At 35.7% G+C, this 23,924-nt stretch carries 23 protein-coding genes and 2 tRNA genes; 12 read left to right on the forward strand and 13 right to left on the reverse strand.

Annotated elements, in window-relative coordinates; genetic code table 11:
- Nucleotides 1–77: 77 nt before the first annotated feature.
- Both ABXT44_RS05515 and aroE read left to right on the forward strand, forming a co-directional pair.
- Nucleotides 78–2,360 carry an Rne/Rng family ribonuclease gene (locus ABXT44_RS05515; RefSeq protein ID WP_416686253.1) on the forward strand — a complete coding sequence of 761 codons (2,283 nt, stop codon included), beginning with the start codon at nucleotides 78–80 and terminating at the stop codon, nucleotides 2,358–2,360.
- Between the two features lie 6 nt (nucleotides 2,361–2,366).
- Nucleotides 2,367–3,179 carry a shikimate dehydrogenase gene (gene aroE, locus ABXT44_RS05520; RefSeq protein WP_416686254.1) on the forward strand — a complete coding sequence of 271 codons (813 nt, stop codon included), beginning with the start codon at nucleotides 2,367–2,369 and terminating at the stop codon, nucleotides 3,177–3,179.
- Here the strand turns inward: aroE and pdxH are convergent.
- The 9 genes from pdxH to ABXT44_RS05565 form a co-directional block, all read right to left on the reverse strand.
- A complete protein-coding gene (gene pdxH / locus ABXT44_RS05525) occupies nucleotides 3,160–3,795 on the reverse strand; it encodes a pyridoxamine 5'-phosphate oxidase (RefSeq protein WP_416686255.1) in 636 nt (211 codons plus the stop codon). The two genes, aroE and pdxH, sit on opposite strands and share 20 nt — an antisense overlap.
- A gap of 10 nt (nucleotides 3,796–3,805) precedes the next feature.
- Nucleotides 3,806–5,020, reverse strand: coding sequence for a 5-demethoxyubiquinol-8 5-hydroxylase UbiM (gene ubiM / locus ABXT44_RS05530; RefSeq protein WP_416686256.1), 1,215 nt, complete (start codon nucleotides 5,018–5,020; stop codon nucleotides 3,806–3,808).
- A gap of 28 nt (nucleotides 5,021–5,048) precedes the next feature.
- Entirely contained in the window at nucleotides 5,049–5,678 is a 630-nt protein-coding gene (locus ABXT44_RS05535) for a tetratricopeptide repeat protein (protein WP_416686257.1), read from the reverse strand.
- Nucleotides 5,679–5,739: 61 nt separating this feature from the next.
- Complete coding sequence (gene msrA, locus ABXT44_RS05540; protein WP_416686258.1) at nucleotides 5,740–6,999, reverse strand: peptide-methionine (S)-S-oxide reductase MsrA; 1,260 nt, start codon at nucleotides 6,997–6,999, stop codon at nucleotides 5,740–5,742.
- A 195-nt stretch (nucleotides 7,000–7,194) separates the two neighbouring features.
- Entirely contained in the window at nucleotides 7,195–7,923 is a 729-nt protein-coding gene (locus tag ABXT44_RS05545; protein ID WP_416686259.1) for a hypothetical protein, read from the reverse strand.
- A gap of 63 nt (nucleotides 7,924–7,986) precedes the next feature.
- A tRNA-Val gene (locus ABXT44_RS05550) sits at nucleotides 7,987–8,063 on the reverse strand.
- Between the two features lie 11 nt (nucleotides 8,064–8,074).
- On the reverse strand, nucleotides 8,075–8,779 hold the full coding sequence (gene pyrF, locus ABXT44_RS05555) for an orotidine-5'-phosphate decarboxylase (RefSeq protein ID WP_416686260.1): 705 nt from the start codon (nucleotides 8,777–8,779) through the stop codon (nucleotides 8,075–8,077).
- A 78-nt stretch (nucleotides 8,780–8,857) separates the two neighbouring features.
- Entirely contained in the window at nucleotides 8,858–9,706 is an 849-nt protein-coding gene (locus tag ABXT44_RS05560; protein WP_416686261.1) for an SGNH/GDSL hydrolase family protein, read from the reverse strand.
- A 27-nt stretch (nucleotides 9,707–9,733) separates the two neighbouring features.
- Entirely contained in the window at nucleotides 9,734–10,252 is a 519-nt protein-coding gene (locus ABXT44_RS05565; RefSeq protein WP_416686262.1) for a glycine zipper 2TM domain-containing protein, read from the reverse strand.
- Nucleotides 10,253–10,314: 62 nt separating this feature from the next.
- Here ABXT44_RS05565 and ABXT44_RS05570 point away from each other — a divergent pair, with 62 nt between their 5' ends.
- From ABXT44_RS05570 to ABXT44_RS05580, 3 genes are all read left to right on the forward strand, one after another.
- Entirely contained in the window at nucleotides 10,315–10,755 is a 441-nt protein-coding gene (locus ABXT44_RS05570; protein WP_416686263.1) for a DsbA family protein, read from the forward strand.
- A complete protein-coding gene (locus tag ABXT44_RS05575; protein WP_416686264.1) occupies nucleotides 10,745–10,936 on the forward strand; it encodes a hypothetical protein in 192 nt (63 codons plus the stop codon). Before ABXT44_RS05570 ends, ABXT44_RS05575 begins: the two co-directional genes overlap by 11 nt.
- Before the next feature lie 34 nt (nucleotides 10,937–10,970).
- Nucleotides 10,971–11,047, forward strand: a tRNA-Arg gene (locus tag ABXT44_RS05580).
- Nucleotides 11,048–11,050: 3 nt separating this feature from the next.
- Here the strand turns inward: ABXT44_RS05580 and ABXT44_RS05585 are convergent.
- Both ABXT44_RS05585 and serC read right to left on the reverse strand, forming a co-directional pair.
- Complete coding sequence (locus ABXT44_RS05585) at nucleotides 11,051–12,208, reverse strand: phosphoglycerate dehydrogenase (RefSeq protein WP_416686265.1); 1,158 nt, start codon at nucleotides 12,206–12,208, stop codon at nucleotides 11,051–11,053.
- Nucleotides 12,208–13,287: a 3-phosphoserine/phosphohydroxythreonine transaminase gene (serC, locus tag ABXT44_RS05590; protein ID WP_416686266.1), complete on the reverse strand. Its 1,080-nt coding sequence runs from the start codon at nucleotides 13,285–13,287 to the stop codon at nucleotides 12,208–12,210. Before serC ends, ABXT44_RS05585 begins: the two co-directional genes overlap by 1 nt.
- Nucleotides 13,288–13,579: 292 nt before the next feature.
- On the opposite strand from serC, the gene serB reads away from it, so the two are divergent.
- The 5 genes from serB (at nucleotide 13,580) to ABXT44_RS05615 (ending at nucleotide 18,426) form a co-directional block, all read left to right on the forward strand.
- A complete protein-coding gene (serB, locus tag ABXT44_RS05595; RefSeq protein WP_416686267.1) occupies nucleotides 13,580–14,410 on the forward strand; it encodes a phosphoserine phosphatase SerB in 831 nt (276 codons plus the stop codon).
- A 120-nt stretch (nucleotides 14,411–14,530) separates the two neighbouring features.
- A complete protein-coding gene (locus ABXT44_RS05600; RefSeq protein ID WP_416686268.1) occupies nucleotides 14,531–14,953 on the forward strand; it encodes a DUF2141 domain-containing protein in 423 nt (140 codons plus the stop codon).
- A 33-nt stretch (nucleotides 14,954–14,986) separates the two neighbouring features.
- Nucleotides 14,987–15,625 (forward strand): hypothetical protein, encoded by a 639-nt coding sequence (locus tag ABXT44_RS05605; RefSeq protein WP_416686269.1) that lies wholly within the window; start codon nucleotides 14,987–14,989, stop codon nucleotides 15,623–15,625.
- A gap of 127 nt (nucleotides 15,626–15,752) precedes the next feature.
- A complete protein-coding gene (gene aroC / locus ABXT44_RS05610; RefSeq protein ID WP_416686270.1) occupies nucleotides 15,753–16,853 on the forward strand; it encodes a chorismate synthase in 1,101 nt (366 codons plus the stop codon).
- A 25-nt stretch (nucleotides 16,854–16,878) separates the two neighbouring features.
- Nucleotides 16,879–18,426, forward strand: coding sequence for a SulP family inorganic anion transporter (locus ABXT44_RS05615; protein ID WP_416686271.1), 1,548 nt, complete (start codon nucleotides 16,879–16,881; stop codon nucleotides 18,424–18,426).
- 45 nt (nucleotides 18,427–18,471) lie between these two features.
- On the opposite strand, the gene queE is transcribed toward ABXT44_RS05615, so the two are convergent.
- Nucleotides 18,472–19,122, reverse strand: coding sequence for a 7-carboxy-7-deazaguanine synthase QueE (queE, locus tag ABXT44_RS05620; protein ID WP_416686272.1), 651 nt, complete (start codon nucleotides 19,120–19,122; stop codon nucleotides 18,472–18,474).
- The gene (gene uvrB, locus ABXT44_RS05625) at nucleotides 19,106–21,091 is read right to left on the reverse strand and encodes an excinuclease ABC subunit UvrB (RefSeq protein WP_416686273.1); all 1,986 of its coding nucleotides are present in this window, start codon (nucleotides 21,089–21,091) and stop codon (nucleotides 19,106–19,108) included. The genes queE and uvrB overlap by 17 nt, the downstream gene beginning before the upstream one ends.
- 61 nt (nucleotides 21,092–21,152) lie before the next feature.
- On the opposite strand from uvrB, the gene ABXT44_RS05630 reads away from it, so the two are divergent.
- Together ABXT44_RS05630 and ABXT44_RS05635 are read left to right on the forward strand one after the other, a co-directional pair.
- Nucleotides 21,153–22,328, forward strand: coding sequence for a pyridoxal phosphate-dependent aminotransferase (locus ABXT44_RS05630; RefSeq protein ID WP_416686274.1), 1,176 nt, complete (start codon nucleotides 21,153–21,155; stop codon nucleotides 22,326–22,328).
- 81 nt (nucleotides 22,329–22,409) lie between these two features.
- A complete protein-coding gene (locus ABXT44_RS05635; RefSeq protein WP_416686275.1) occupies nucleotides 22,410–23,837 on the forward strand; it encodes an aldehyde dehydrogenase family protein in 1,428 nt (475 codons plus the stop codon).
- Nucleotides 23,838–23,924 lie beyond the last annotated feature (87 nt).

The raw sequence follows: 23,924 nt of genomic DNA on the forward strand, positions 1-23,924 counted from the left end.
AACCTTTATTCCCATTCAATACGTAAGTATTGATGCTTTGTACGTGCTCAATAGTCCAGATATTATAGGACTTCATAATGAATCACATTTTAATCAACGCAACCCACAAAGAAGAAATTCGAGTTGCAATCGTCAAGGACCAAAAGCTTACTGGCCTTGATATCGAGACAAGCCTCAATAGAAAGACTAAGGGCAACATATACAAAGCAAAGATTTCTCGAGTAGAGCAATCTTTAGAAGCTGCTTTCGTTAACTATGGCAAAGATAAGCATGGTTTTTTACCCTTTAAGGAGATTTCTCCTTTCTTTTCTGATGGTATTAAGCCTAAAGGCGACAAATTAACTATCAGTGATGTCCTTAAAGAAGGGCAAGATATTATCATACAAGTTGAAAAAGAGGAGCGTGGCAACAAAGGCGCTGCCCTTAGTACCTTCATTAATTTAGCTGGTGCTTACATGATACTAACCCCAAACAATCCTAAAAGCTCAGGCATCTCAAGACAAATTGGCGCCTCAGATCGTCAAGATTTAAAAAACTTATTGCCGAGCCTTAATGTTCCTAAGCATTCTGGACTTATAATTCGTACTGAGGGTGCTGGAAGAGGTGTTAGTGAACTTCAATGGGAAATAGACCACCTAACTCAACTCTGGAAATCTATTAAAACTGCAACTAAAAAGCAAGAGGATCCTTTTTTAATCTATCAAGAAAGTGATATAACTGTTAGAGCTTTGCGTGACTTTTTAAGAGAAGATACTGATAGTGTCATAATTGATGACTTGGAGACCTATCAAAAAGCAAGAGACTTTATTAGCTTTGTAATGCCGCATTACTTAGACAAGATTAAATTCTTTGATGTTACAGAGCACTCTCTTTTTGCTCACATGAGTATAGAGTCTCAAGTTAAGAGCGTCTTTAATAGAGAGGTCGCCTTGAGATCTGGGGCAACTATTGTTTTTGACCCTACAGAAGCATTAACTGCAATAGACATCAACTCTGCCAGAGCAACAAAGGGGACAAGTATTGAGGATACTGCCTATAAGGCAAACTTAGACGCTGCATCAGAAATTGCGTTGCAACTTCAATTAAGAGATATTGGTGGACTAGTGGTAATTGACTTTATTGATATGGCCTCAGAATCCAATAGAACAGCTATTGAGAAGTTAATGGAAAAAGCTACGGCAAATGATAGGGCTCGCGTTCAAATAGGCTCAATATCAAGATTTGGCCTTTTAGAGCTATCACGCCAAAGACTAATGAACTCTGTTGCAGAATCGACAGGAAAAACCTGCTCAATTTGTAATGGTAGCGGAACAAATCCAACTATTCCTTCGCTATCATTAAGAATTATTCGTCAACTAGAAGACAACTTAAATTCAAATAAAAATGGTGATGACATAACAATTCAATCCAGCGTTGAAGTGATAACTTATTTACTTAATGAGAAGAGGCAAAATATAATTGAAATGGAAGATAAACACAATATTAAAATCACTCTTCTTCCAAACCAATATATGCACTTTCCTCATTTCACGATGAACAAACAAAAGGGTGATAATAACGCTCATCACAAGAGCTTTCAAGGAGTTTCTAAACCTCAAGAAAATCCAAATATAATAAATTATATTGATAAGCCTGATATTCCTGCTGTTTCTTCTAATCACCCATCAACAAAGATGCCTGAAAAGAAAGTCTCATTTATGAGTAAATTATCTGAAATATTCTCTTCAGATAAAAAAACAGCTACTGAGTCAAAAACTAGTAGGCCACAAAACAGGAATCAAAATAGAAATAGAAACCAAAATAGAAATAGAAACCAAAATAGAAATAGAAACCAAAATCAAAATACACAAGAAAATCAAAAAAGTGGAACTGGTGAATCTCAAAAAAATAGCTCTAATGAAGCTAATAATATTAAGGCTAATCAGAACAATCCAAACCAAAATAGAAATAGAAATCAAAATAGAAATAGAAACCAAAAAAATACGACAAATTCTAATCAAAAGCCAACTGAGAATCTTGTAGCGAAGCCAACTGAGAATGTTGTAGCGAAGCCGACTGAGAATGTTGTAGCGAAGCCGACTGAGAATGTTGTAGCGAAGCCGACTGAGAATGTTGTAGCGAAGCCGACTGAGAATGTTGTAGCGAAGCCGACTGAGAATGTTGTAGCGAAGCCGACTGAGAATGTTGTAGCGAAGCCGACTGAGAATGTTGTAGCGAAGCCGACTAAAAAAACAACCCGTAAACCAGTCAAAAAGGCTCCTACAAAAGCATCAATTAAAAAATCTGAAAATTCTGATGAAAAATCTTCAATTAAGCCTGATTTAAAAAAGTCAGAAAATTCTGATGAAAAAGCTTCTTAAAAGTTTATGAACAAATATGCAGTAATTGGTAATCCAGTTCATCACAGCATATCTCCAATGATTCATGCCCAATTCTCTAAGGAGTTTGGGCTTGAAATTTCATATGAAAAAATACTTTCACCAATTAATGGATTTCAAAACACAGTAAAGAAATTTATTGATTCTAATGGTCAAGGTTTTAACATTACCCTGCCATTTAAAATTCAGGCACACAATCTATCAAAAGATTTAACTCCAAATGCAAAGGCTGCTGGGGCGGTAAATACTATAAAAATAAAAGACAACACTTTGATTGGTGAAAATACTGATGGGAATGGATTAGTGAATGATTTTACAAATAATTTAAATCAATCCTTGAAAGGAAAGGAAATCCTAATTATTGGCGCAGGAGGTGCAACACAAGGAATTCTTAAGCCAATACTTGATTGTAATCCCGAAAAAATATTATTAGCAAACCGAACCAAAGAAAAATCTTTAAAGCTTGCGAGCAAGTTTCTAAAGCATGGAAAAGTTTGTGGCTTTGGGTTGGACCAAATTAAAGCCAAACCAGTTGATATAGTTATTAATGCGACCAGTGCATCTATTGATGGGAATATCCCTAATATTCCAAAAGGTGTTGTCGAGGGAGCCCTATGTTACGACTTGATGTATGGCAGAGAAACCCCCTTCATGAAGTGGGCAAATGAAAACTCTGCTAGAAAAGTTAGTGATGGACTTGGAATGCTCGTAGAGCAAGCAGCACTCTCGTTTTCTTTTTGGCTAGGGAAAAACCCACAGACCAAACCAGTAATCGAATTAGTCAGGGCGAAAGGCGACTAATATCCCACCCATTATCTTTACGCTCGTATATGAGCCGATCATGAAGCCTGCTTTCTCTTCCTTGCCAAAACTCAATACTTTGAGGAACTACTCTATAACCACCCCAAAAATCAGGTAGTGGAATCTCTCCATTAGCAAATTTTTTTTTCATTACTGCAAACTGATCAACCAAAATTGCTCTGGAAGATATTTTTGATGATTGTTGAGATGACCATGCACCAATTTGAGAGTCTTTTGGCCTCGAAGAGAAATATTTTAAAGATTCTAACTTTGTAATCTTCTCAACACTTCCAATAATTTTGACTTGCCTTTCTAAGGCAAGCCAGGGAAATAAAAGAGCAGCCTGGGGATTGTTTTGAAGTTGTTTTGATTTTTTAGACTCGTAGTTTGTGAAAAATACAAAGCCCTTATCGTCAAAAAATTTAAGAAGGACGGTTCTAATTCCTATATAGTCATCTGACGTAGCAAGACTCATTGCACTAGGCTCAATAATATTAGCTTCAATAGCCTGGTCAAACCATAATGAAAACTGTTCGATTGGATTACTTTTAAGGTCATCTTTTACGATACCACTTTTGAGATACTCCTTTCTTAGATTACTTAAATCACCTGTCATATAATTTCCTTCAAAAAGGGATTAAATTACTTTTTTTTGATTCTGTTAGATGCTTTGTGATGAGAGACTTAACTGGAGGAAAGCGATCCGCAAACTTTAAGACTAACTTTCTAACTTTTTTAGCTATGGCATCATCATTAGTAAACAAAGAAACAACCCCATTTGTACCAAAGTACATCAATCTAGATAAATGTATTTGTTTATTTTCAAATTCCTTTAAAACTGAGTCTGAACCAATATCATTACCATTTTTAGCAGCCTTAATAACTGCAAGTGAGAGAATGTCTTGCCCTCTTAACCCTAAATTAAAACCATGTGCTGTAACAGGATGCATTCCAACTGCAGCATCACCAATTAAAGCAAAACGAGTAGCTCTGAATTTTTGAGCATAAACGCCAACTAATGGATAAGAATGCCTTTTACCAATTTGTTTCATTTCACCTAAAATCCCATTAAAGCCATCACTAGCCTGTGCACAAAACTTCGTCTCGTCCATATTTAACATTTCGTCTGCCTCGTCAGTTGGGACCGTAAGAACAACAGATGATATATTGCCATTTAAGGGTAACAGCGCTAAGGTATGGCCATAATTAAAGCACTCAAGAGCAGTTTGATTATGAGATTTTTCATGAGAGACTCTTGTAATTATCATTACCTTAGAGAAGTCTTTCATCGTTGATGATATACCCATCTTTCTGCGTATTTCTGAAAACCGACTATCTGCAGCAACTATAAGCTTTGAATTTATAGTTTTACCATTTGAAAGAGTAATCTCAGCATTAGAAGAACTTGTATTAAGAGAGTCAACTGCTAAGTCATTAATAATAGTTATGTTATCGGCACTTGATGCTTTTTGATATAAAGCAAGCCTGATTAAATTATTTGGAACAAGATATCCAAGAGCATCAATTGACGCTTTATTTGCTTCAAAATTTAATAATGACTCTGAATCACCATCAAAAACTTTTGCCTCTCTAAGTGGGCTGACTTTGGTCTGATCAATGAGACTCCAAACACCAAGTTTTTGTAGTATCTTTAATGAATTATGAGTTAAAGCAGTCTCCCTTCCATCTGGCTTAGGGTCTGAAATCGAAATATGCGGCGATTTTTCAACAACAAGTATCTTTTGATCCTGATTTGCTAATGAACAAGCAAAACTAAGCCCTGCTGGCCCTGCACCAATAATTACCACATCATAAACATTGTTAGAATTATTATTTTTCATAGTATTTAAGTGTGAAAAATTTAGCTTATTAGTTTTTTACTTTTGACTCTTCAATTTTTTTAAGCCAATAGGCACTTTTTTCAAGATTTTTCTCAGTACCACTTCCTTCTTGATACATCTTGGCAACTTTAACTTGAGAGTCTAAATTACCACTCCTTGCAGCTTTAAGATAGTATTCATAGGCTTGCTCAAAATTCTGTGAAACTCCTTCTCCAGCTTCATACATTTGTGCCAAATTATGCTGAGCATCTGAGTAACCATTGTCCGCAGACAAACTAATCCAGCTAAATGCTTTATTAAAGTCAATATTTACCCCGGCACCAAGATAATAAATAGCCCCTAAGGTATATTGCGCTTTTGGATGAGATTTGCTTGCCGCATTCTGGACATATTTAAAACCTTTAATGTCGTTCTGAATAACTCCTACACCAGTGATATACATTATTCCAAGAGCAGTCATTGCATTTAAGTCACCTGTTTTAGCGCCTAATTCAAATGCTTTAAGTGCCTTTTCATAATCTTTTTGTTCTACTAATTCAATTCCTCTTTCATACAAACTATCTTCAGCACATACCGGAGATAGCAATAAAAAAGAAAAAGATGTCAGCAATAAGACTTTAGTTAGAGAGATGTTGAATAATTTAGCTATATTGTTCATTTTGGATTTAAATAATATTGTTTTTAAAATATTATAATTATTTTACAGTTTTTTTTAGATTCTAAGTATCACCTCTTGGTACAAATTCTAAAACAGTTGCATTAATACAGTACCTTGGCATTCCGTCAGGACCGTCATTAAATACGTGGCCTAAATGAATATCAGAACTTAAAGATCTTATTTCTGTCCGTGTCATACCATAACTAAGATCAATAACTTCATAAACCTCGTTACGCACAGGCCTTGTAAAAGATAGCCAGCCAGACTTTGAATCAAATCGATCTGCGGTATCAAAAAGAGGTCTTCCAGAGAGCTTATCTATAAAAACACCATCAGGTGTATTCTTAAAAATTTCATACTGTTCGCAGAACCTTCTATCTGTGCCTTCATTAAATGCAACATTGAAAGCCTCAGAATCTTTACCTAATTTAAATTCACCTAATGCTTTATAAAAATCGTCAGAAGTCATTATTCCTTGATGTGCCCATACTTCCTTTCCATCCTCTATTAGAAAAATAGTAGGTGTAGCCCATGTCTCTGTAATGAGCTCAAAGCCCTTCAATGAGGATGCTGGCACTGATCTTAACGGAATAGTTCCCTTATATTTTGATGTAACTAGTTTTTCGAACTCAAGACAAAATAAGCATTTACCCTCTACTTCTGGGCCAATAACAACAATTTCTTTTCCACCTAAAGGTGATATATCTGCAACCAATGATTCTTTTGGCACTTGCTCAATAAAAGTAACACCAGTGGAGTGATCAGGGCAGTAACCATTTGGATTTCTCTGTAAGTAATCTTGATGGTAATCTTCAGCTGGCCAAAATTTTTCTAAAGCTGCCATCTCAGTCATAATTTCCCCATACCCTTTTGCTGTTAATAGCTTTTGGTATAGTTGACCGGTTCGATTTGCAATTTCTTTTTGCTCATCATTAGTCCAATAAATTGCAGAACGGTAGTTATTTCCAACATCATTACCTTGTCTATTTAATTGTGTTGGATCATGAATCTCCCAAAAATTTTTCAGTAATTGTTCTGTGGAAACTCTGGCAGTATCATAAATAACTTTAACTGTCTCTGTATGGTTAATTAAAGTATTTTTTTTGGTTAATTTTTCTTCGTCAGATAATCCAATATTTTTCAGAACAGAAAGAAAGCTTTCGCTTTGAATTCTTCTATTATCTAGAACATTCTGATAGGTTGGATTCTCATAATTTCCACCAGAGTAGCCAGAAATAACGTCAACAACACCCTCAATATTTTCGAAGTTTTTTTCAACACCCCAAAAGCATCCTGCAGCAAAAAAAATTTCTAGAATCACAAGCCCAACCTGTACTTAGATATATAAGTGAAAGATTCTACACATGGTAAATGAATATAAAGTGTTTAATACGTGAAGAATGAAGAACTTGTATGGAGGTAATAATTTTGAAAATAACGCCAAATTTGAATAAGGGAATAAAAGCTTAATTAATAAATATAGTAGCTAAATTTAAACCATTAGTTTCATTACAAATTAATTAGCAATCTTTAAATAACCCTTTATATAGCTTGAGGAAATAGAAACTCTACTAGACATTGAACCTTTAGAGTTAAAGTCTATTGAAAAGCCTTCTTCCATATTTTCTTTCAAAAAACTATCGCTTAATTCAAACTCAACTATTTCATTATAGTCACAATCAAAAGAAGAGCATCCAGAGGCCTTCAGTGAAATTAAAATAACATCCATTTGGTTTTCATTGTCACAGCGATTCCATTTATCGCAATAACTAGCTGAAGAGTAGTTTCTTCTTTCGTCCGAAGTGTATGTAATTGAGAAATTAAGTTTATGTTGAATGAAGCCATTATTATCTTTAGATCCTAGTAAAAAATAATCTAGTTTTTCTTCTTTGCCAAGCATATTTCTTGTCTTGGTATCAGATATTTTTGCTCCCACAAACTTTAAATTATCATCTGATACTTTAACCATTTCAGCATATTTAGAAATATTTTCTAGATCTACCCGATTGATTTCAGCCTCATTTATTCTGTTGTTAAGCTCTTTAATTACTGCTAAAGAGATATTTGGATTTGCAATCTTACGAGCTTCAACTAGATTTTGATCATGAGACAAACCTAGCACAAGAATCTTTTCTGCTTCAATGACAGAAGGGCTTGTTGTAGAAAGTTCAAGTGAAGAAAGATTAATTGAAGAACAGCCAATTAAACCAAAAGATAGCAATAAAATTAAAAGTATTTTTTTCATATTCATATTATAGTTTATTCAAACTAATCCTAAAAAATCTTTTCTTGTAGAAAAAATAAAAGATGGTAGTCACGGTCAGATTTGAACTGACGACTTCCACCATGTCATGGTGGCACTCTAACCAACTGAGTTACGCGACTAAAGTGTTAAATTATACTGCTTCAAAGGAAGAGCGAATAATTTTTTGAATGTTAGTTGCAGCTTCATAACGATTTTCAGAATTCTTAATTGGCCGCCCAACTACAATGTAATCAGAGCCACTCTTAAAAGCCGTCGCAACATCGACTACTCGCTTCTGATCATCATCATTAGCTACCGGACGAATACCTGGAGTAACAGCAATAAGTTTATTATCAACATATTCACGAATGTATGGCACCTCTAGGCCAGAGGAAATAATTCCATCACACCCAGCCTCAAAAGCTCTTTTAGCTCTCGAAATAACTAAGTCTTTTACATTGCAGTCAAAACCAAGATCGTCTAAGTCACCCCTATCTAGACTTGTTAAAGCAGTAACAGCAAGAATCTTTAAATTTTTTTTATTTTCAACCGCTTTTTCCATTAGAGCTTGATTGCCATGAATAGTGGCAAAAGTTGCGCCATAATCACTAAGCCTTGCAATTGTCCTGCCAACCGTTTCAGGAACGTCAAAAAATTTTAAATCAACAAAGACTTTTTTGTCTTTTGCAATCAACCAATCTAATAATTCAAAATATTGGCCTGTCATCAAAAGTTCCATACCAATTTTATAAAAGTTAACACTGTCATCAAGCTCTGTGACAATTTTTTTGGCTTCTAAGACTTCAGGAACATCTAATGCAAAGATTAAACGATCTTCAATTTTAATATCTTTCATGAGTTTTTAATAATTTAAAAAAATAAAGCCATTACAGTAAATTTATGACTGGGTTTATTATATAGATAAGGGTAATAATTAGACTGAAGAAATGTATTTTTTAGTCGCATTAAATAAAATTTTTGCAGCACGCTCACCCAAATGAATTTGATCAAACAGCAACCATTGCCCTTTTGACTTAGCTATTTCATCCCATGACTTTTTAAAAATATAGTGATGCATCATTCCGCCATAAATTCTTCTAATAATTGGAAGTGAGTTTGGATCATAATCACTTTTAACTGGGTAAGTTCTTTTAGATAAATCATCCCATAAAAGGTTTGAAACTGGAATAAGGTTAATGTTTTTGTTATTTGCTGTTAACTCTATGAAGTCATTAAATTTTCTTACATGCTTATTAATTGCAGAATTTTTATTCTCACCAATAGGTGGAAGTGTACATAAGGCAATTTTCGATTTCCCATTTAGTTTATCAAGAAGTTTGGGTAATAATTTCTGATAGCTTTCAAAAGTTGGAATTTCAGGCAATTTATTTTTCGACTTGTAACGCTCCCCTGACTTCTTATTGAAAGAGGCCATTGCATCATTAGACCCAATCATCAAGATAATTATGTCAGGACTACAATTTATAATTAACTCTATTCTCTTATTTACTTGCCATACTACATCTCCATTAATACCTTCATTAAGGACTATATCTTCTGGATACTCATTACGAAGGCTTTCAACCCAGCATTCTCCAATATTTCCATGTGTTAATGAGTCTCCAATACAAGCTATAACTCGACTAGATTTTAAAGATAGTTCTTTAGACAGATCACCAGAACTTCCTTTGGGAGGGGTTGCTGCTATAGAAGAAACATAGAAAAAAGCAACTGTAATTAAAATTACAGTTGCTATTAATAAATATAAGATAAAAAGAAACACTAAGGCTTAAAACTTAGCTAGCTCAACCTAGTTTCCAAGACCATCAACAGTTACCTCAATTTTTATGACATCATTAGCGGGCCTTCTATTACTTTTAAAACTAACATCACGACCAGCATAGTCGACTGTAACAAGATAGTGGCTCAATCTTTTCTCGATCACTTGTCTAGTTTTAGTTTCACAGACTTCTTGCCTAATTATTTTTTTACCAGTAGAGTTGGCTTGTTTTTCTGCATCATTCGCAATTGAAGCGCCCATAAGCGCTCCAAAAAGAGTCAAGGCATCCTTGCCATCACCTTTACCAAGTTTATTTCCTATTGCGCCTCCAATAGCAGCTCCAAATAATTCATTAGTTGCACTACCATCACCATTATTTTGAATGGTTTCCTGAATATAGCACTCTTGATAAGGCTCATCAACTCTATAGTTTTTATAGACTTTTTCAACTGAAATTACAGTAGCAGAATCTACAAAGCTTCCTGCAAAAGATAATTGAGATGAAAGTAAAAATAAAGAAATTAGTGAAATTTTTAAGATAGCTCGCATAAGTATGCTCCAATAATATTAAACCCCTATAATGTGAATTATATACTTTTTTAGAAATATTTTTGGAATTAGTTGGCAATTCTTTGTATTATATTCATGACCCAATTTGCTCCTGGTGCTGGGCATTTCAGCCAACATGGCGTAAAGTGTTAAAAGAATTACCGAGTCATATAAATGTTAATTATCTATTGGGTGGGCTGGCCCCTGATAATGATTTACCAATGCCCTTAGACACTCAAAAATACATTCAAGACAATTGGATAAAAATTCAAAAAGTTGTCCCTGTTACTGAATTTAATTATAATTTTTGGACTCTAAATGAGCATAAGCGCTCAACATATCTCTCCTGTAGAGCGGTTATTGCTGCAAAAAAACAGCATCCTGATTTTGAAGTTTTAATGACTGAAGGAATCCAAAAAGCTTACTACCTAAATACTCTAAACCCCTCAAATGAAGATACATTAATTAACGTTGCTCAGGATATTGGGCTAAATGAAGAATAATTTTAATGAGGATCTAAAATCAAGTGAAGTTAATGATCTTCTTCTTGATCAGATTCACACAACAAAAACCATGCCAATAAACGGCTTCCCATCACTAGTTCTAGTTAGAGAGAACAATCTTGAAAGGATAAATATTGACTATTTAAATTCTAATTACATTATTAATCAAATAATCACTTGAATAATTACTCATAAGTGGCAATAATATACCGCTTGCCTTGGTAGCTCAGCTGGATAGAGCGCTCGCCTCCTAAGCGAGGGGTCTCAAGTTCGAATCTTGACCAGGGCACCAAACTTAAAGAGCTCTTACTGTCAAAATACCCTCTACTCGCTTAATGTTTTCAATAGCCTTAGTGGAAATTTCATTTTCAAGATCAATAAGTGTGTATGCAAAATCTCCTCTAGACTTGTTAATCATATCAAGAATATTAGCCTCTTCCTCAGCTATGGCTTTTGTTATTTGACGAACCATATTCGGAATATTTCTATGGGTAATAGCTAATCGCTCTTTGCCATCTCTAGGCATCCTTGCATCAGGAAAGTTTACAGAATTCACAATATTTCCATTTTCAAGATAATCTTTAATCTGTTTAGCAATCATCACAGCGCAATTATCTTCAGCTTCAGATGTTGAGGCCCCGAGATGGGGAAGTGCAATGACTCTTTCATGATTTTTTTTGTCATTGATTGGGAAATCAGTAACATAATACTTTACTTTTCCAGAATCAAGAGCTTTCATTAATGCGTCTTCATCAACAATCCCATCTCTTGACATGTTAATTATTACTGAGCCCTCAGGTAACAAGGCAATACGTTTTGCATTTAATAAGTTTTTAGTTTCATCAATTAAGGGAACGTGAAAAGAAACAAAATCACTCTTAGAAAATAATTCTTCTATAGTAGTCGCATCTTCAACTTCAGAAGAAATTTTCCAAGCATTCTTCTTAGTGATCGATGGGTCAAAACCAATAACATCCATTCCAAGGATGCTAGCTGCATTTGCAATTTCAACACCAATAGCACCAAGACCAACAATTCCTAATGTCTTTCCTGGTAATTCCGAACCTGAATATTGTTTTTTTCCATCCTCTACGGTTGCCTTAAGGTTTTCAAGCGGTAAATTATTTACATAACTCCATGCCTGGCAAATATTACGACTAGCAAGAAGCATTGAAGAAATAACAAGCTCTTTAACTGCATTAGCATTTGCGCCTGGAGTATTAAATACTACCACTCCTTTATCACTCATTTTTTCAAGTGGGATATTATTTACTCCAGCGCCAGCGCGGCCAATAGCTTTAAGGTTTTCCCCAGTTTCTAATTCATGCATCTTTGCACTTCGAACAAGTATTGCGTCTGGGTTATTATCTTTAACTGTTACATCATAAATATCACTAGAAAATTTATCTAAACCTAGAGATGAAATGTTATTTAAAACTTGTACTTTAAGCATTACCCATAATCCTTTTCAAAATCACTCATAAAATTAACTAAGGCATCAACGCCCTCTTGAGGCATTGCGTTATAAATACTCGCCCTCATTCCTCCAACGCTTCGATGACCTTTAAGTGCAAGTAATCCTGCTTCTTTTGAGCGCTCTAAAAATAATCCATTTAGACTGTCATCTGCTAATAAAAATGGAACATTCATCCAAGAGCGATATTTAATTGAAACTGGGTTTGAATAAAAATCAGAGTTATCAATTACCTTATAAAGTGTTTTTGCTTTCATATGATTTATTTTTTGAATCACACTCAATCCTCCCTGCTCTTTAAGCCATTCAAAAACGCGTCCAGCAGCATACCATGGGAAAGTGGCAGGAGTATTAAACATAGACTCATTGTTAGCTTGAGTTGAATAGTCAAAGAGTTTTGGTTGTCCTTTAACTACGTTACCTATTAAGTCTTCTCTTATAATAATAATTGTTAAGCCAGCAGGTCCAATATTTTTTTGAGCTCCTGCATAAATAACACCATATTTAGAAACATCAATCTCTCGAGAAAGAATCGTTGAGGACATATCAGCAACTAATGGGATATCAACTTCAGGAATATAATCAAACTCTAGTCCAGCAATTGTTTCATTTGGGGTGTAATGAAGATAAGCAGAATCTTGATCAATATTCCAATTTTTAAAATCATCAATATCAGTAAAATTATTCTCTGAGCTATCTGTACAAACATTAACTTTACAATAACGCTGCGCTTCAGCAATTGCTTTTACTGACCAGTGCCCTGTATTTGCATAGCAAGCTTTAGACTTTCCTCTTAACAGATTAATTGGAACCATTGAAAACTGAGCAGAGGCGCCACCCTGAAGAAACAAAACCTTGTAATTATTTGGAATATTTAAAAGATCTCTCAAATCCTTTTCAGATTTTTGAGCGGCCTCCATAAAGTCAACTCCTCGATGCGAAATTTCCATTACTGAAGCTTTAGAGTTTCCATACTCAATAAGTTCTTGCTGAATTTTTTTAAGTACTAAAGTAGGCAGCATTGCTGGCCCAGCACTAAAATTATATGTTTGTGTCATAATAGATAAATGGCTTTAAACCTTTTTTTCAAAATTAAAAAAAAACGCTCAGCTGTGCTCAATCTTGATAAGCCCATCCAAACGTCAATGTTTTAGCAAAAATAACCTTCGTTGGTTATAAATTGTGATTGATTATACCTAAGCCAAAATGAACTTAAATTTACCTTTTATGTCAATTTGTTACATTTTTTTAATTCAGAATTTAAGATAAAGTGACTAAATATGAAATCAAAAAAAATCAGATCCTGTAAAATATTCATGCTGACAACCTTAACAAATCATTCATTTATTAATGGAAACACTCATAATCCATACTCAAGATTTAATTATTGCTGAAAAGCTTACAAGGAGCCTTAAAGGCGACTTGGAAATGCGAAAAAATCACTTCAGAATCCATACTGACTTTAATTTTACTATTGAAAAACTAAGACTTGAAAACACAGTTGACATAAATTTACATCATAAGAAGTTTAATTTTTCAGATATTAAGTTAGTGGTTAGTGATATGGACTCAACCTTAATAACAATTGAGACGATTGATGAGATTGCTAAGGAGTCAGGAATGTCCAGTGAAGTTGCTTTAATTACTGAACAAGCAATGCAGGGTAATCTGAATTTTACTGAGTCCTTTAAAAAAAGGGTATCAATACTTAAAGGAGTCAACACTTCAGCATTTGAGTCTGTTTATACTAACTCTTTAAAATTAAGCCCTGGAGCCAAAGAGCTATTCAATTTCTTTAAATCAACAAGTGTAAAGTCAGCCATTATTTCAGGTGGCCTGAGTTATTTTGCTGATCGCCTTCATAAAAGTTTAGGAGTGGATACCTTTAGAGCCAACAATGTAGAGGTGATTAATAGCTGCCTCACTGGAGAAGTCTTAGGAAAAGTTATTGATGCCAATGAAAAAGCAAATTATATTAATGAGCTATGTTCGCTTTACCAACTAAAAAGAGAGCAAGTCATTGCTATTGGTGATGGCGCTAATGATTTACAAATGATGAAAATTGCTGGCGTGTCTGTTGCCTACCATGCCAAACCTATATTGCAAAAGAATTGTGATGTAATTATCAACTATGGTGGTCTCGACTCTGTGATTGATTTTTTTGAAGAAGATGGTTATTAATCAAACTAATTAATCTTAATTAAATATAAATTTTCATATAAAACTCATGAAAAATTCACTAAAATCTTAACATTATTGTATACACTGATAATCTCTTTTTTTATTTATTTACAGTCAATCATGAATATAAATTTTAAGTTATTTTCTATATTTTTAGCCCTTTTTGCAATGCAGGCTATGGCTGATAGTCATATGCATACTGTTAGCGGAACAGTTACTGGATGTTCAACTAAGAATGCGGTCCATGTTCTTATTTATAAAGAGTCGGGATGGAAGGGTATGAATCATAGTCAAGAAAAAATTTATGAGCCAAGTAAAAGCGGCACTTGTAATGTTTCTTGGAGCATGGAAGTTCCTTCGGGTCCATACGCACTTGCTTCATTTGAAGATGAAAATGGTAATGGTAAGTTGGACTTCTTTTTCTTTATCCCTAAGGAGCCGGCAGGCTTTTATCAATTTAGTGGAATGGGCGCTCCTAAGTTTGACAAGATGAAAATTGATGTTGATAAAGACATGGACAGCATTGAAATAGCTTTACCATAGAATATTCAAACTAGTGTTTAAATACTTCTGACAGTGACTACTTCAATTATTGCTGGCTCTACAGGCCTTATAGGTGGAAATGTCGTTAAAGTTCTGTCTAATAAAAAAAAGAGCGCTATTGCTCTAACTCGAAGATCAATTCCCAACCTTCCACCCAACATTACAGAAATGATTATTGATTTTGATACTTTTGAAAAAAATGGCTCTCTGCCCTCTTGTAATAATGTATTTATTTGTCTTGGAACAACAATTAAAACTGCTGGGAGTAAAGAGAATTTTAGAAAAGTTGATATAGATTATTGCCTTAGTATTGCTAGAAAAGCCAAAGAGTCGGGCGCTGAAACATTGAGTCTTATTTCTTCAATAGGTGCAAACAGTTCTTCAAAAAACTTTTATTTAAGGACAAAGGGTGAACTTGAGGAGTCCATTCAAAGTCTTGGTTTTTCAACAGTAAATATATTTAGGCCTAGTTTTTTAGTTGGAGAGCGCTCTGAAAAAAGACTAGCTGAAAAAATCGCAATAAATCTTGCCAAGATAATGGATCTCTTTTTAATTGGAACTGCAAGCAAATACAGAAGCGTTAAAGCAGAATCTCTCGCTAAGACTATGGTTTTAAGTGTTGATAGCAAGCCTGGAGTTAATTACTTCTACTTTGATGACTTTCTTAAATAATTCTATTTAATAGTTAGCAATACCTTCTACAAGAAGTTCTTTAACTATCGACTGAATTAATCTTATTCGAAATATAAGCTGTCACTGGTATAATATCCGCCATCTAAGTAACGTACATCAATAGGCAATGTCTGGCAATTCATTTGGAAAACTATTCACACTAACAACCGCTGGTGAAAGTCATGGAGATGCTCTTGTAGGCATTGTAGATGGCTGCCCTCCAGGGATGAAGCTTAAAGAAGAGGATCTTCAAGGTGATTTAGATCTTAGAAAGCCAGGAAGTTCAAGACACACCACTCAAAGAAGAGAGTCGGATACCATCAAAATAGTATCTGGAACTTTTGAAGGTGTAACTACTGGAACCCCTATTGCCCTTTTGATTGAAAATACTGATCAAAGACCAAGGGATTATACAAAAATTGCAAACTCTTTTAGGCCCGGTCATGCAGATTTCACGTATCAACAGAAATATGGAATTAGAGATTACCGTGGTGGTGGCCGCTCTTCTGCTAGGGAAACTGCAATAAGAGTCGCAGCTGGCGGCATTGCTAAAAAATACCTAAAAGAAAAATATGGCATTGAAATTCGTGGGTACTTAGCCCAACTAGGGCCAATTTCTTTTGAAAATTTTGACTGGAAGGAGGTTCATAACAATCCTTTCTTTTGTCCTGATGCTAGCAAAGTAAATGAACTAGAAGACTATATGGATAACCTTAGAAAGTCAGGTGATTCAATTGGCGCAAGAATCAACATCGTTGCTAGCAAAATGATTACAGGACTTGGCGAGCCGATCTTTGATAGACTTGATGCTGATATTGCTCATGCAATGATGAGCATCAATGCTGTAAAAGGTATTGAAATTGGTGCTGGATTTAGTGTTGTCAATCAAAAAGGCTCGCTTCATAGAGATCCAATAACTCCTGAAGGGTTTACGTCAAACAACTCTGGAGGGATACTTGGTGGTATCAGCTCTGGTCAAGACCTTTTAGTTTCTATTGCGCTAAAACCAACTTCCAGCATAAGACTTACTGCAGATAGCATTGACAAAAAGGGTAAAGCAACAGAAATTAGCACCACTGGCAGACATGACCCTTGCGTCGGTATCAGGGCAACCCCAATAGCAGAAGCAATGCTAGCAATTACATTAATGGATCATGCACTTAGACATCGCGCTCAAAATGCTGATGTATCTTCAACTACCCCGTCAATTCCTGCTGAAAAGCCTTAGTTACAACCTAACCTAAAAGGAAATAATGTTTAAGCTCATTCATAAGCGCGTTCCCAGTAACGCAAAAAACGATATCTTGTCAGGACTGACAGTAGCATTAGCATTGGTCCCTGAAGCTGTTGCATTTGCCCTTTTGGCAGGATTAAACCCACTAGTTGGGCTTTATGCCGCCTTTACTATTGGGCTCATTACATCAATCATAGGTGGAAGGCCTGGAATGATCTCTGGCGCTACAGGAGCTATTGCAGTTGTCATTGGGACCTTAGTTGCCATTCATGGGGTGGAGTACCTATTTGCAGCTGTCGTGTTAACTGGGCTCATTCAAATTGTATTTGGTCTATTTAAGATGGGTAAATTTATAAGACTTGTTCCTCACCCAGTTTTTCTAGGCTTTGTAAATGGCCTAGCAATTGTCATTTTTCTAGCGCAGGTTAAACAATTTAAAGTTGGCGGCGAGTGGATTACTGGAACCCCTTTAATGTTAATGCTAGTAATTGTTGCAATTACAATGGCAATTATTCATTTCTTACCAAGATTAACTCGCGCAGTTCCATCAACTCTAGTTGCAATTGTAATTGGAACAGTGGCTGTATTATTTTTAGGGCTTGATACTAGGACAGTTGGGGATATTGCGCCTATTGGTGGTGTATTTCCTCCATTTCATTTACCCAATGTGCCAATTGATTTTGAGATGCTTAAAATTATTTTTCCTTACGCAATGATTATGGCTTTAGTTGGGCTTATTGAAAGCTTATTAACACTTAACTTAATTGATGATTTAACAGAAACTACAGGTCAGCCAAATCGTGAATGTATTGGACAAGGCGTTGCCAATACGGTTACAGGTCTTTTTGGCGGAATGGGTGGCTGCGCAATGGTCGGGCAAAGTCTGATTAATATTAAGTCTGGAGGAAGGGGAAGACTCTCTGGAATAGTTGCATCTGTGGTACTACTATTTTTTATACTCTATCTTTCTAAATACATAGAAATGATTCCAGTTGCGGTTCTAATTGGCGTCATGATGATGGTCGTAATTGGCACTTTTGAGTGGGGCTCATTTCGATTATTTGGCAAGGTTCCAATGCCCGATATTATTGTTGGAATATCAGTTGCAGTAATAACTGTATTAACAGATAACTTAGCACTTGCAGTCATAACTGGCGTTATTATGTCCGCGCTTTCATATGCCTGGGAGTCTGCTGGAAAAATACAGTCTGTTGAAGAAGTTGAGTCAGATGGGAAAAAGACATACAGACTCCATGGCGCAATATTTTTTGCATCAATCAATACTTTTCATGCGATTTTTAGCCCCAAAGAAGACCCTGAAAATGTTTACATAGATTTTGAGGACTCAAGAGTGATAGATCACTCTGCAATTGAAGCAATTGACAAGCTTGCTGATCGTTACCAAAAAGCAGGGAAAACCCTACATTTAGTTCATCTTAGTGAAGAGTGCAGATTACTTCTAAAAACAGCAAAACATTTAGTCGAGGTCAACGTCCTTGAAGACCCTCACTATCATGTCGCAATTGATAAAGCAAAGGCTAGAATTGAAGGAACCCTCTCTACTTAGAAGCTTACTAATTTATACTTCCAGACTAGAGATTTTAAAGGTTAACTATTTTCCTTTTTCGTCACCCCAAAGTATCTTATGAAGTTGCACCTGAAGTCGAACATTAAGTTGTTTCTCTAAGATCCAATCTGCTAATTGTGCGGGCTTTAAGCTTTCATAAACGGGTGAAAACAGGACATCTGATAAAATTTCTTGGTCTTTTAAAATACTACAACACCAATCAAAATCTAACCTTGAAGCGATAACAAACTTGAGCTGATCTTTGTTTTCTAAAAGCGCAATATTTTCATATCTATTTTGGTGTTGCTCTGTTGATGAAGGCGTTTTAAGATCCATCACAATAGATACATTTTTATTTACCCTTGAAATATCAATACTGCCACTTGTTTCCATTGACACCTTGTATCCCTTCTCTATCAAAGTATCCAGCAAACCAAGGCAATTACTTTGCGCCATTGGCTCTCCGCCCGTAACACATACATAGTGAGATTTATATTTTGAAATCTCAGCTAATATTTGCTCAATTGATAAAGGATTGTTGCCTTTGAATGCATACGCAGTATCACAATAATTACATCTTAATGGGCACCCAGTAAGTCGAACAAATACAGTTGGAATTCCAACCTCTCTTGCCTCTCCTTGAAGCGAGTAGAAGATCTCAGTAATATTTAATGTCATATTATTTAAATTGCCCATCTCTTAATCGTTTTATTTGATTTCTAGTGTCTGCTGCCTGCTCAAATTTTAAATCCTCAGCAAACTTATACATCTCTTTTTCAAGTCGCTTTAGTTCTTTGGAGAGCTGAACAGGAGATAATTTTACTTGAATAGTTTCAGATATTAAATCATCAATATCAGACGCTGAAAGGTCTGTATCTAAAATATCAACAATCGGCTTCACAACGCCCATGGGTATTATTCCATGTTTTTTGTTATAGGCCTCCTGCTTGTCTCTTCTTGCAGATGTAACATCCATTGCTCTTTGTATTGAGTTAGTAATCCTGTCAGCATATAAGATAACGCTTCCATTAATATTTCGAGCAGCCCTTCCCATCGTTTGTATTAAAGATCGCTCTGAGCGAAGGAAACCTTCTTTATCTGCATCTAAAATTGCAACTAAAGATACCTCTGGAATATCTAACCCTTCTCTTAAAAGATTTATCCCAACCAAAACATCAAAAACACCAAGACGTAAGTCTCGAATGATTTCTACCCTTTCAACAGTATCAATATCAGAATGAAGATACCTTACTTTTACATTATGATCATTTAAGTAGTCACTGAGCTGCTCTGACATCTTCTTAGTCAGTGTTGTCACTAAGACCCTTTCTTTTACAGCAACCCTTTTATGAATTTCAGATAGTAAATCATCAACCTGCGTTTCAACGGGCTTAATAACAATGCCTGGATCTAATAATCCAGTTGGCCTGACAACTTGCTCAGCAATAATAGTTGACATCTCTAATTCAAATTTTGCTGGAGTTGCTGAAACCAAAATACACTGGTTCAGCCTTTCAGAAAATTCTTCAAATCTAAGTGGTCTATTGTCTAGAGCTGATGGCAGGCGAAAACCAAAGTCTACAAGCGTTGTTTTTCTAGCCCTATCACCATTGTACATTGCCCCTATTTGGCTCACTGTAACGTGGGACTCATCTAAGATAATTAATGAATCTTCGGGCATATAATCAAACAGGGTTGGTGGCGGTTCTCCCGGCTTCCTTCCAGATAAATAGCGAGAGTAATTCTCAATGCCTGAGCAATAACCTAGCTCTCTCATCATCTCCATATCCTGCGCTACTCTTTGAGAAAGTCTTTGATCTTCAACTAATTTATTTTGAGAGAGTAGTTCTTTTTTCCTTAAGCCAAGCTCAACCTTAATATCATCAAGGATATTTAATATGGTTGATTTAGGGGTAACGTAATGTGTCTTTGGATAAATAGTAACCCTTTGAAGAGACTTTAGTTTTTCTCCTGTTAATGGATCAAACCATGAAAGGCTTTCCACCTCATCATCAAACATCTCTATTCGAATTGCTCGCTCTTCAGAGTCTGCTGGAAATATATCAATTACCTCACCCTTAACTCTAAAATGACCTCGGATTAATGTAATGTCATTTCTTGAATATTGCATCTTTGACAATGTCGCAAGAATTTCTCTTTGCTTTGCAACCTCCCCAACAGTTAAATGAAGCAGCATTTTCATATAACTTTCAGGATCTCCAAGACCATAGATAGCGGAAACACTTGCAATAATTATTACGTCTTTGCGCTCAAGAAGTGATTTGGTAGCGGAAAGTCTCATCTGCTCTATCTGTTCATTTATTGAAGCATCTTTCTCAATAAATGTGTCTGAAGCAGGAACATAGGCCTCTGGCTGGTAATAATCATAATAAGACACAAAGTACTCAACAGCATTGTTAGGAAAGAATTCTTTCATTTCACTATAAAGCTGAGCAGCTAAAGTTTTATTTGGAGCCATAATCAGACTCGGTTTTTGACTCTTCTCTATAACATTTGCAAGAGTAAATGTTTTGCCTGAGCCCGTAACACCAACGAGCGTTTGATACTTCTCTCCAGCCTCAATTCCGTCTAGTAACGTTTGAATAGCTTTTGGCTGATCACCCTTAGGTGAAAAATTCGATTTCAGTTGAAATTTTCTGGCCATTATCGGCAGTTTTTGATTAAAATAAAACCCTTAATTTTAAACCATTTAAAGAGCACAGTAAATGTCAACTATCCTATCAAATCGTGTACAAAAAGTTAAACCTTCTGCAACTATGGCTGTCAGCGATAAAGCCAAAGAATTAAAGTCACAAGGAATACAAATAATTTCAATGGGATCGGGTGAGCCAGACTTTGATACTCCTGTAAATATTCAAAAAGCGGCTATTACTGCAATTGGCTCTGGAGATACAAGATATACCCCAGCTGACGGAACTGCAGAACTAAAAAAAGCAGTCTGTGAAAAATTTAAAAGAGAGAATGGATTAGATTATTCCTTAAATGAAGTAATGGTTTCTTGTGGTGGTAAACAAGTTTTTTATAACCTCTGTCAAGCAATCCTTAACGAAGGTGATGAAGTCATCATACCAACTCCTTACTGGGTTTCATATCCTGACATGGCTATTCTTGCTGATGCTACTCCTGTATTTATTGAGGCTGGCTTAGAGCAAGACTTTAAAATAACTCCAGATCAATTAGAAGCTAGCATCACGGATAAATCTAAACTTTTTGTTCTTAATAGCCCCTCTAACCCAACAGGCTCAGTTTATAGTGAATCAGAAATTAAAGCCCTTGGTGAGGTTTTGAAAAAATACCCTCAAGTTCTTACTATAAGCGATGATATATACGAGCATATAAGGTGGGGTGATGATGATTTCGTAAATATTGCAATGGCGTGTCCAGAGCTTAAAGATAGGGTTGTAATTCTTAATGGTGTATCTAAAGCCTATGCAATGACTGGCTGGAGAATTGGTTATGCTGCTGGACCTGAAACAGTAATTAAAGCCATGAAAAAAATTCAAGGGCAGTCAACCTCTAATCCAAGCTCAATTTCTCAAGCTGCCGCTCTTGAAGCAATTACAGGCGAGCAGTCATTCATATCAATGATGGTTGAGGCTTTTGAGCGTCGCCATGAGTTTCTTGTTGATAGTTTGAATGCTATAGATGGAATTGAGTGCCCAAGATCTGGTGGAGCCTTCTATTCTTTTCCTAAAGTTCAAGGATTAATTGAAAGAATTGGTCTTAAAGATGACGTTGAGTTTTCAACTTATTGTCTTGAAAAACTTAGTTTGGCTGTTGTCCCAGGCTCTGCCTTTGGAGCGCCAGGTTACGTTAGGCTATCTTTTGCAACCAGCATGGATAACATTAAATTATCAGTTGAGAAATTAGCAAGCATCTAAACATACAATTGCTTAAATATTTTTGCTTGACATCAAAAATTTCTTAAGATAACCTCTACTAATCTTAATTGGAGATAAATTATGCTAGATAAAAGAAAATTCTATATCAATGGACAATGGGTTGAACCATCATCTAAAAATGACTTTGACGTCATCAATCCTTCTGATGAAACAGCTTGCGCGGTTATCTCTCTTGGCTCTCAAGCAGATACCGATGCAGCAATAGCTGCAGCAAGGTCTGCATTTCCTTCTTGGTCTATCTCAACAAAAGCTGATAGAATTGTTTTATTAGAAAGGCTCTATGCAATCTATGAAAGAAGAATGGATGAAATGGCTGAGGTAATTTCAATGGAAATGGGAGCACCTATCGACTTTGCTAAATCATCTCAAGCTCCTAGTGGCACTCAAGCAATTGAAGATTTTCTTAACCAACTTAGAAAGTTTGAATTTGAAAAGCAACTTGATGATTCTGACAATCAATTAATTTATGAGCCAAAAGGTGTTTGCGCACTAATTACCCCATGGAACTGGCCAATTAGTCAGGTTGCTCTTAAAGTTATTCCAGCTATAGCTGCTGGCTGTACTGTAGTTTTAAAGCCATCTGAAATTGCACCCCTAGATTCCATGATTTTTGCTGAAATGCTTGAAGAAGCTGGCTGTCCTGCTGGAGTATTTAACCTTGTTAATGGGGATGGTACTGGTGTTGGAAGTCAGTTAACTTCCCACCCTGATGTTGATATGGTTTCTTTTACTGGATCCACCAGAGCTGGCGCACTAATTTCTCATAATGCTGCTGATGACTTTAAGAGAGTTGGATTAGAGCTTGGTGGAAAAGGTGCAAACATAGTTTTTGCCGATGCAGATGAAAAAGCAGTTAAAAGAGGCGTCAGGCATTGTTTTAACAATACTGGTCAATCTTGTAATGCTCCAACAAGAATGCTCGTGGAAAGGTCAATATATAATAAGGCTGTTGAAATTGCAAAAGAAACAGCTATTGCAACTAAGACTGACATAGCATCAAAAGAAGGCAAACACCTAGGTCCACTTGTTTCTCAGCTTCAATATGATAAAGTTCAAACACTTATTCAAGCAGGAATTGATGAAAATGCAACCTTAGTTATTGGTGGAACTGGAAAACCTGAGGGCCTTGAGAAAGGCTACTTTGTAAAGCCCACTATATTTGCCGATGTCAATAACGAAATGACAGTTGCTCGAACGGAGATTTTTGGTCCTGTCCTTTCAATGATTCCATTCGATACTGAAGAAGAGGCAATTAAAATTGCAAACGATACACCTTATGGTCTAGAAAATTATATTCAAACTCAGGATCAAGAAAGAGCTAAAAGAGTTTCAAAAAAGCTTCTCTCAGGTGTCGTAGAAGTTAATGGTAAAGGTTTAGCTCTTGGCTCTCCATTTGGTGGATACAAACATTCTGGAATTGGAAGAGAAGGAGGCGAGCATGGCTTCAATGAGTTTATTGAGGTCAAAGTTGTTACTGGCTGGAGTTAATTAACTTTTATTTTTTCTAAATGGCTTCTAAAAAAATTGCCATTGGCCGTATTAGTACTGAGTACAGCTATGGACTGGATTAGCACT

The organism is Candidatus Pseudothioglobus sp. Uisw_041, assembly GCF_048087625.1.
Lineage (GTDB): Bacteria > Pseudomonadota > Gammaproteobacteria > PS1 > Pseudothioglobaceae > Pseudothioglobus.

Excerpts from the sequence above, each read along its gene's own strand:
- ABXT44_RS05515 (WP_416686253.1), top strand. The coding sequence starts at position 78 with ATGAATCACATTTTAATCAACGCAACCCACAAAGAAGAAATTCGAGTT.
- aroE (WP_416686254.1), top strand. The coding sequence starts at position 2,367 with ATGAACAAATATGCAGTAATTGGTAATCCAGTTCATCACAGCATATCT.
- pdxH (WP_416686255.1), bottom strand. The coding sequence starts at position 3,795 with ATGACAGGTGATTTAAGTAATCTAAGAAAGGAGTATCTCAAAAGTGGT.
- ubiM (WP_416686256.1), bottom strand. The coding sequence starts at position 5,020 with ATGAAAAATAATAATTCTAACAATGTTTATGATGTGGTAATTATTGGT.
- ABXT44_RS05535 (WP_416686257.1), bottom strand. The coding sequence starts at position 5,678 with ATGAACAATATAGCTAAATTATTCAACATCTCTCTAACTAAAGTCTTA.
- ABXT44_RS05545 (WP_416686259.1), bottom strand. The coding sequence starts at position 7,923 with ATGAAAAAAATACTTTTAATTTTATTGCTATCTTTTGGTTTAATTGGC.
- pyrF (WP_416686260.1), bottom strand. The coding sequence starts at position 8,779 with ATGAAAGATATTAAAATTGAAGATCGTTTAATCTTTGCATTAGATGTT.
- ABXT44_RS05565 (WP_416686262.1), bottom strand. The coding sequence starts at position 10,252 with ATGCGAGCTATCTTAAAAATTTCACTAATTTCTTTATTTTTACTTTCA.
- ABXT44_RS05575 (WP_416686264.1), top strand. The coding sequence starts at position 10,745 with ATGAAGAATAATTTTAATGAGGATCTAAAATCAAGTGAAGTTAATGAT.
- ABXT44_RS05585 (WP_416686265.1), bottom strand. The coding sequence starts at position 12,208 with ATGCTTAAAGTACAAGTTTTAAATAACATTTCATCTCTAGGTTTAGAT.
- serC (WP_416686266.1), bottom strand. The coding sequence starts at position 13,287 with ATGACACAAACATATAATTTTAGTGCTGGGCCAGCAATGCTGCCTACT.
- serB (WP_416686267.1), top strand. The coding sequence starts at position 13,580 with ATGGAAACACTCATAATCCATACTCAAGATTTAATTATTGCTGAAAAG.
- ABXT44_RS05600 (WP_416686268.1), top strand. The coding sequence starts at position 14,531 with ATGAATATAAATTTTAAGTTATTTTCTATATTTTTAGCCCTTTTTGCA.
- aroC (WP_416686270.1), top strand. The coding sequence starts at position 15,753 with ATGTCTGGCAATTCATTTGGAAAACTATTCACACTAACAACCGCTGGT.
- ABXT44_RS05615 (WP_416686271.1), top strand. The coding sequence starts at position 16,879 with ATGTTTAAGCTCATTCATAAGCGCGTTCCCAGTAACGCAAAAAACGAT.
- queE (WP_416686272.1), bottom strand. The coding sequence starts at position 19,122 with ATGGGCAATTTAAATAATATGACATTAAATATTACTGAGATCTTCTAC.
- uvrB (WP_416686273.1), bottom strand. The coding sequence starts at position 21,091 with ATGGCCAGAAAATTTCAACTGAAATCGAATTTTTCACCTAAGGGTGAT.
- ABXT44_RS05630 (WP_416686274.1), top strand. The coding sequence starts at position 21,153 with ATGTCAACTATCCTATCAAATCGTGTACAAAAAGTTAAACCTTCTGCA.
- ABXT44_RS05635 (WP_416686275.1), top strand. The coding sequence starts at position 22,410 with ATGCTAGATAAAAGAAAATTCTATATCAATGGACAATGGGTTGAACCA.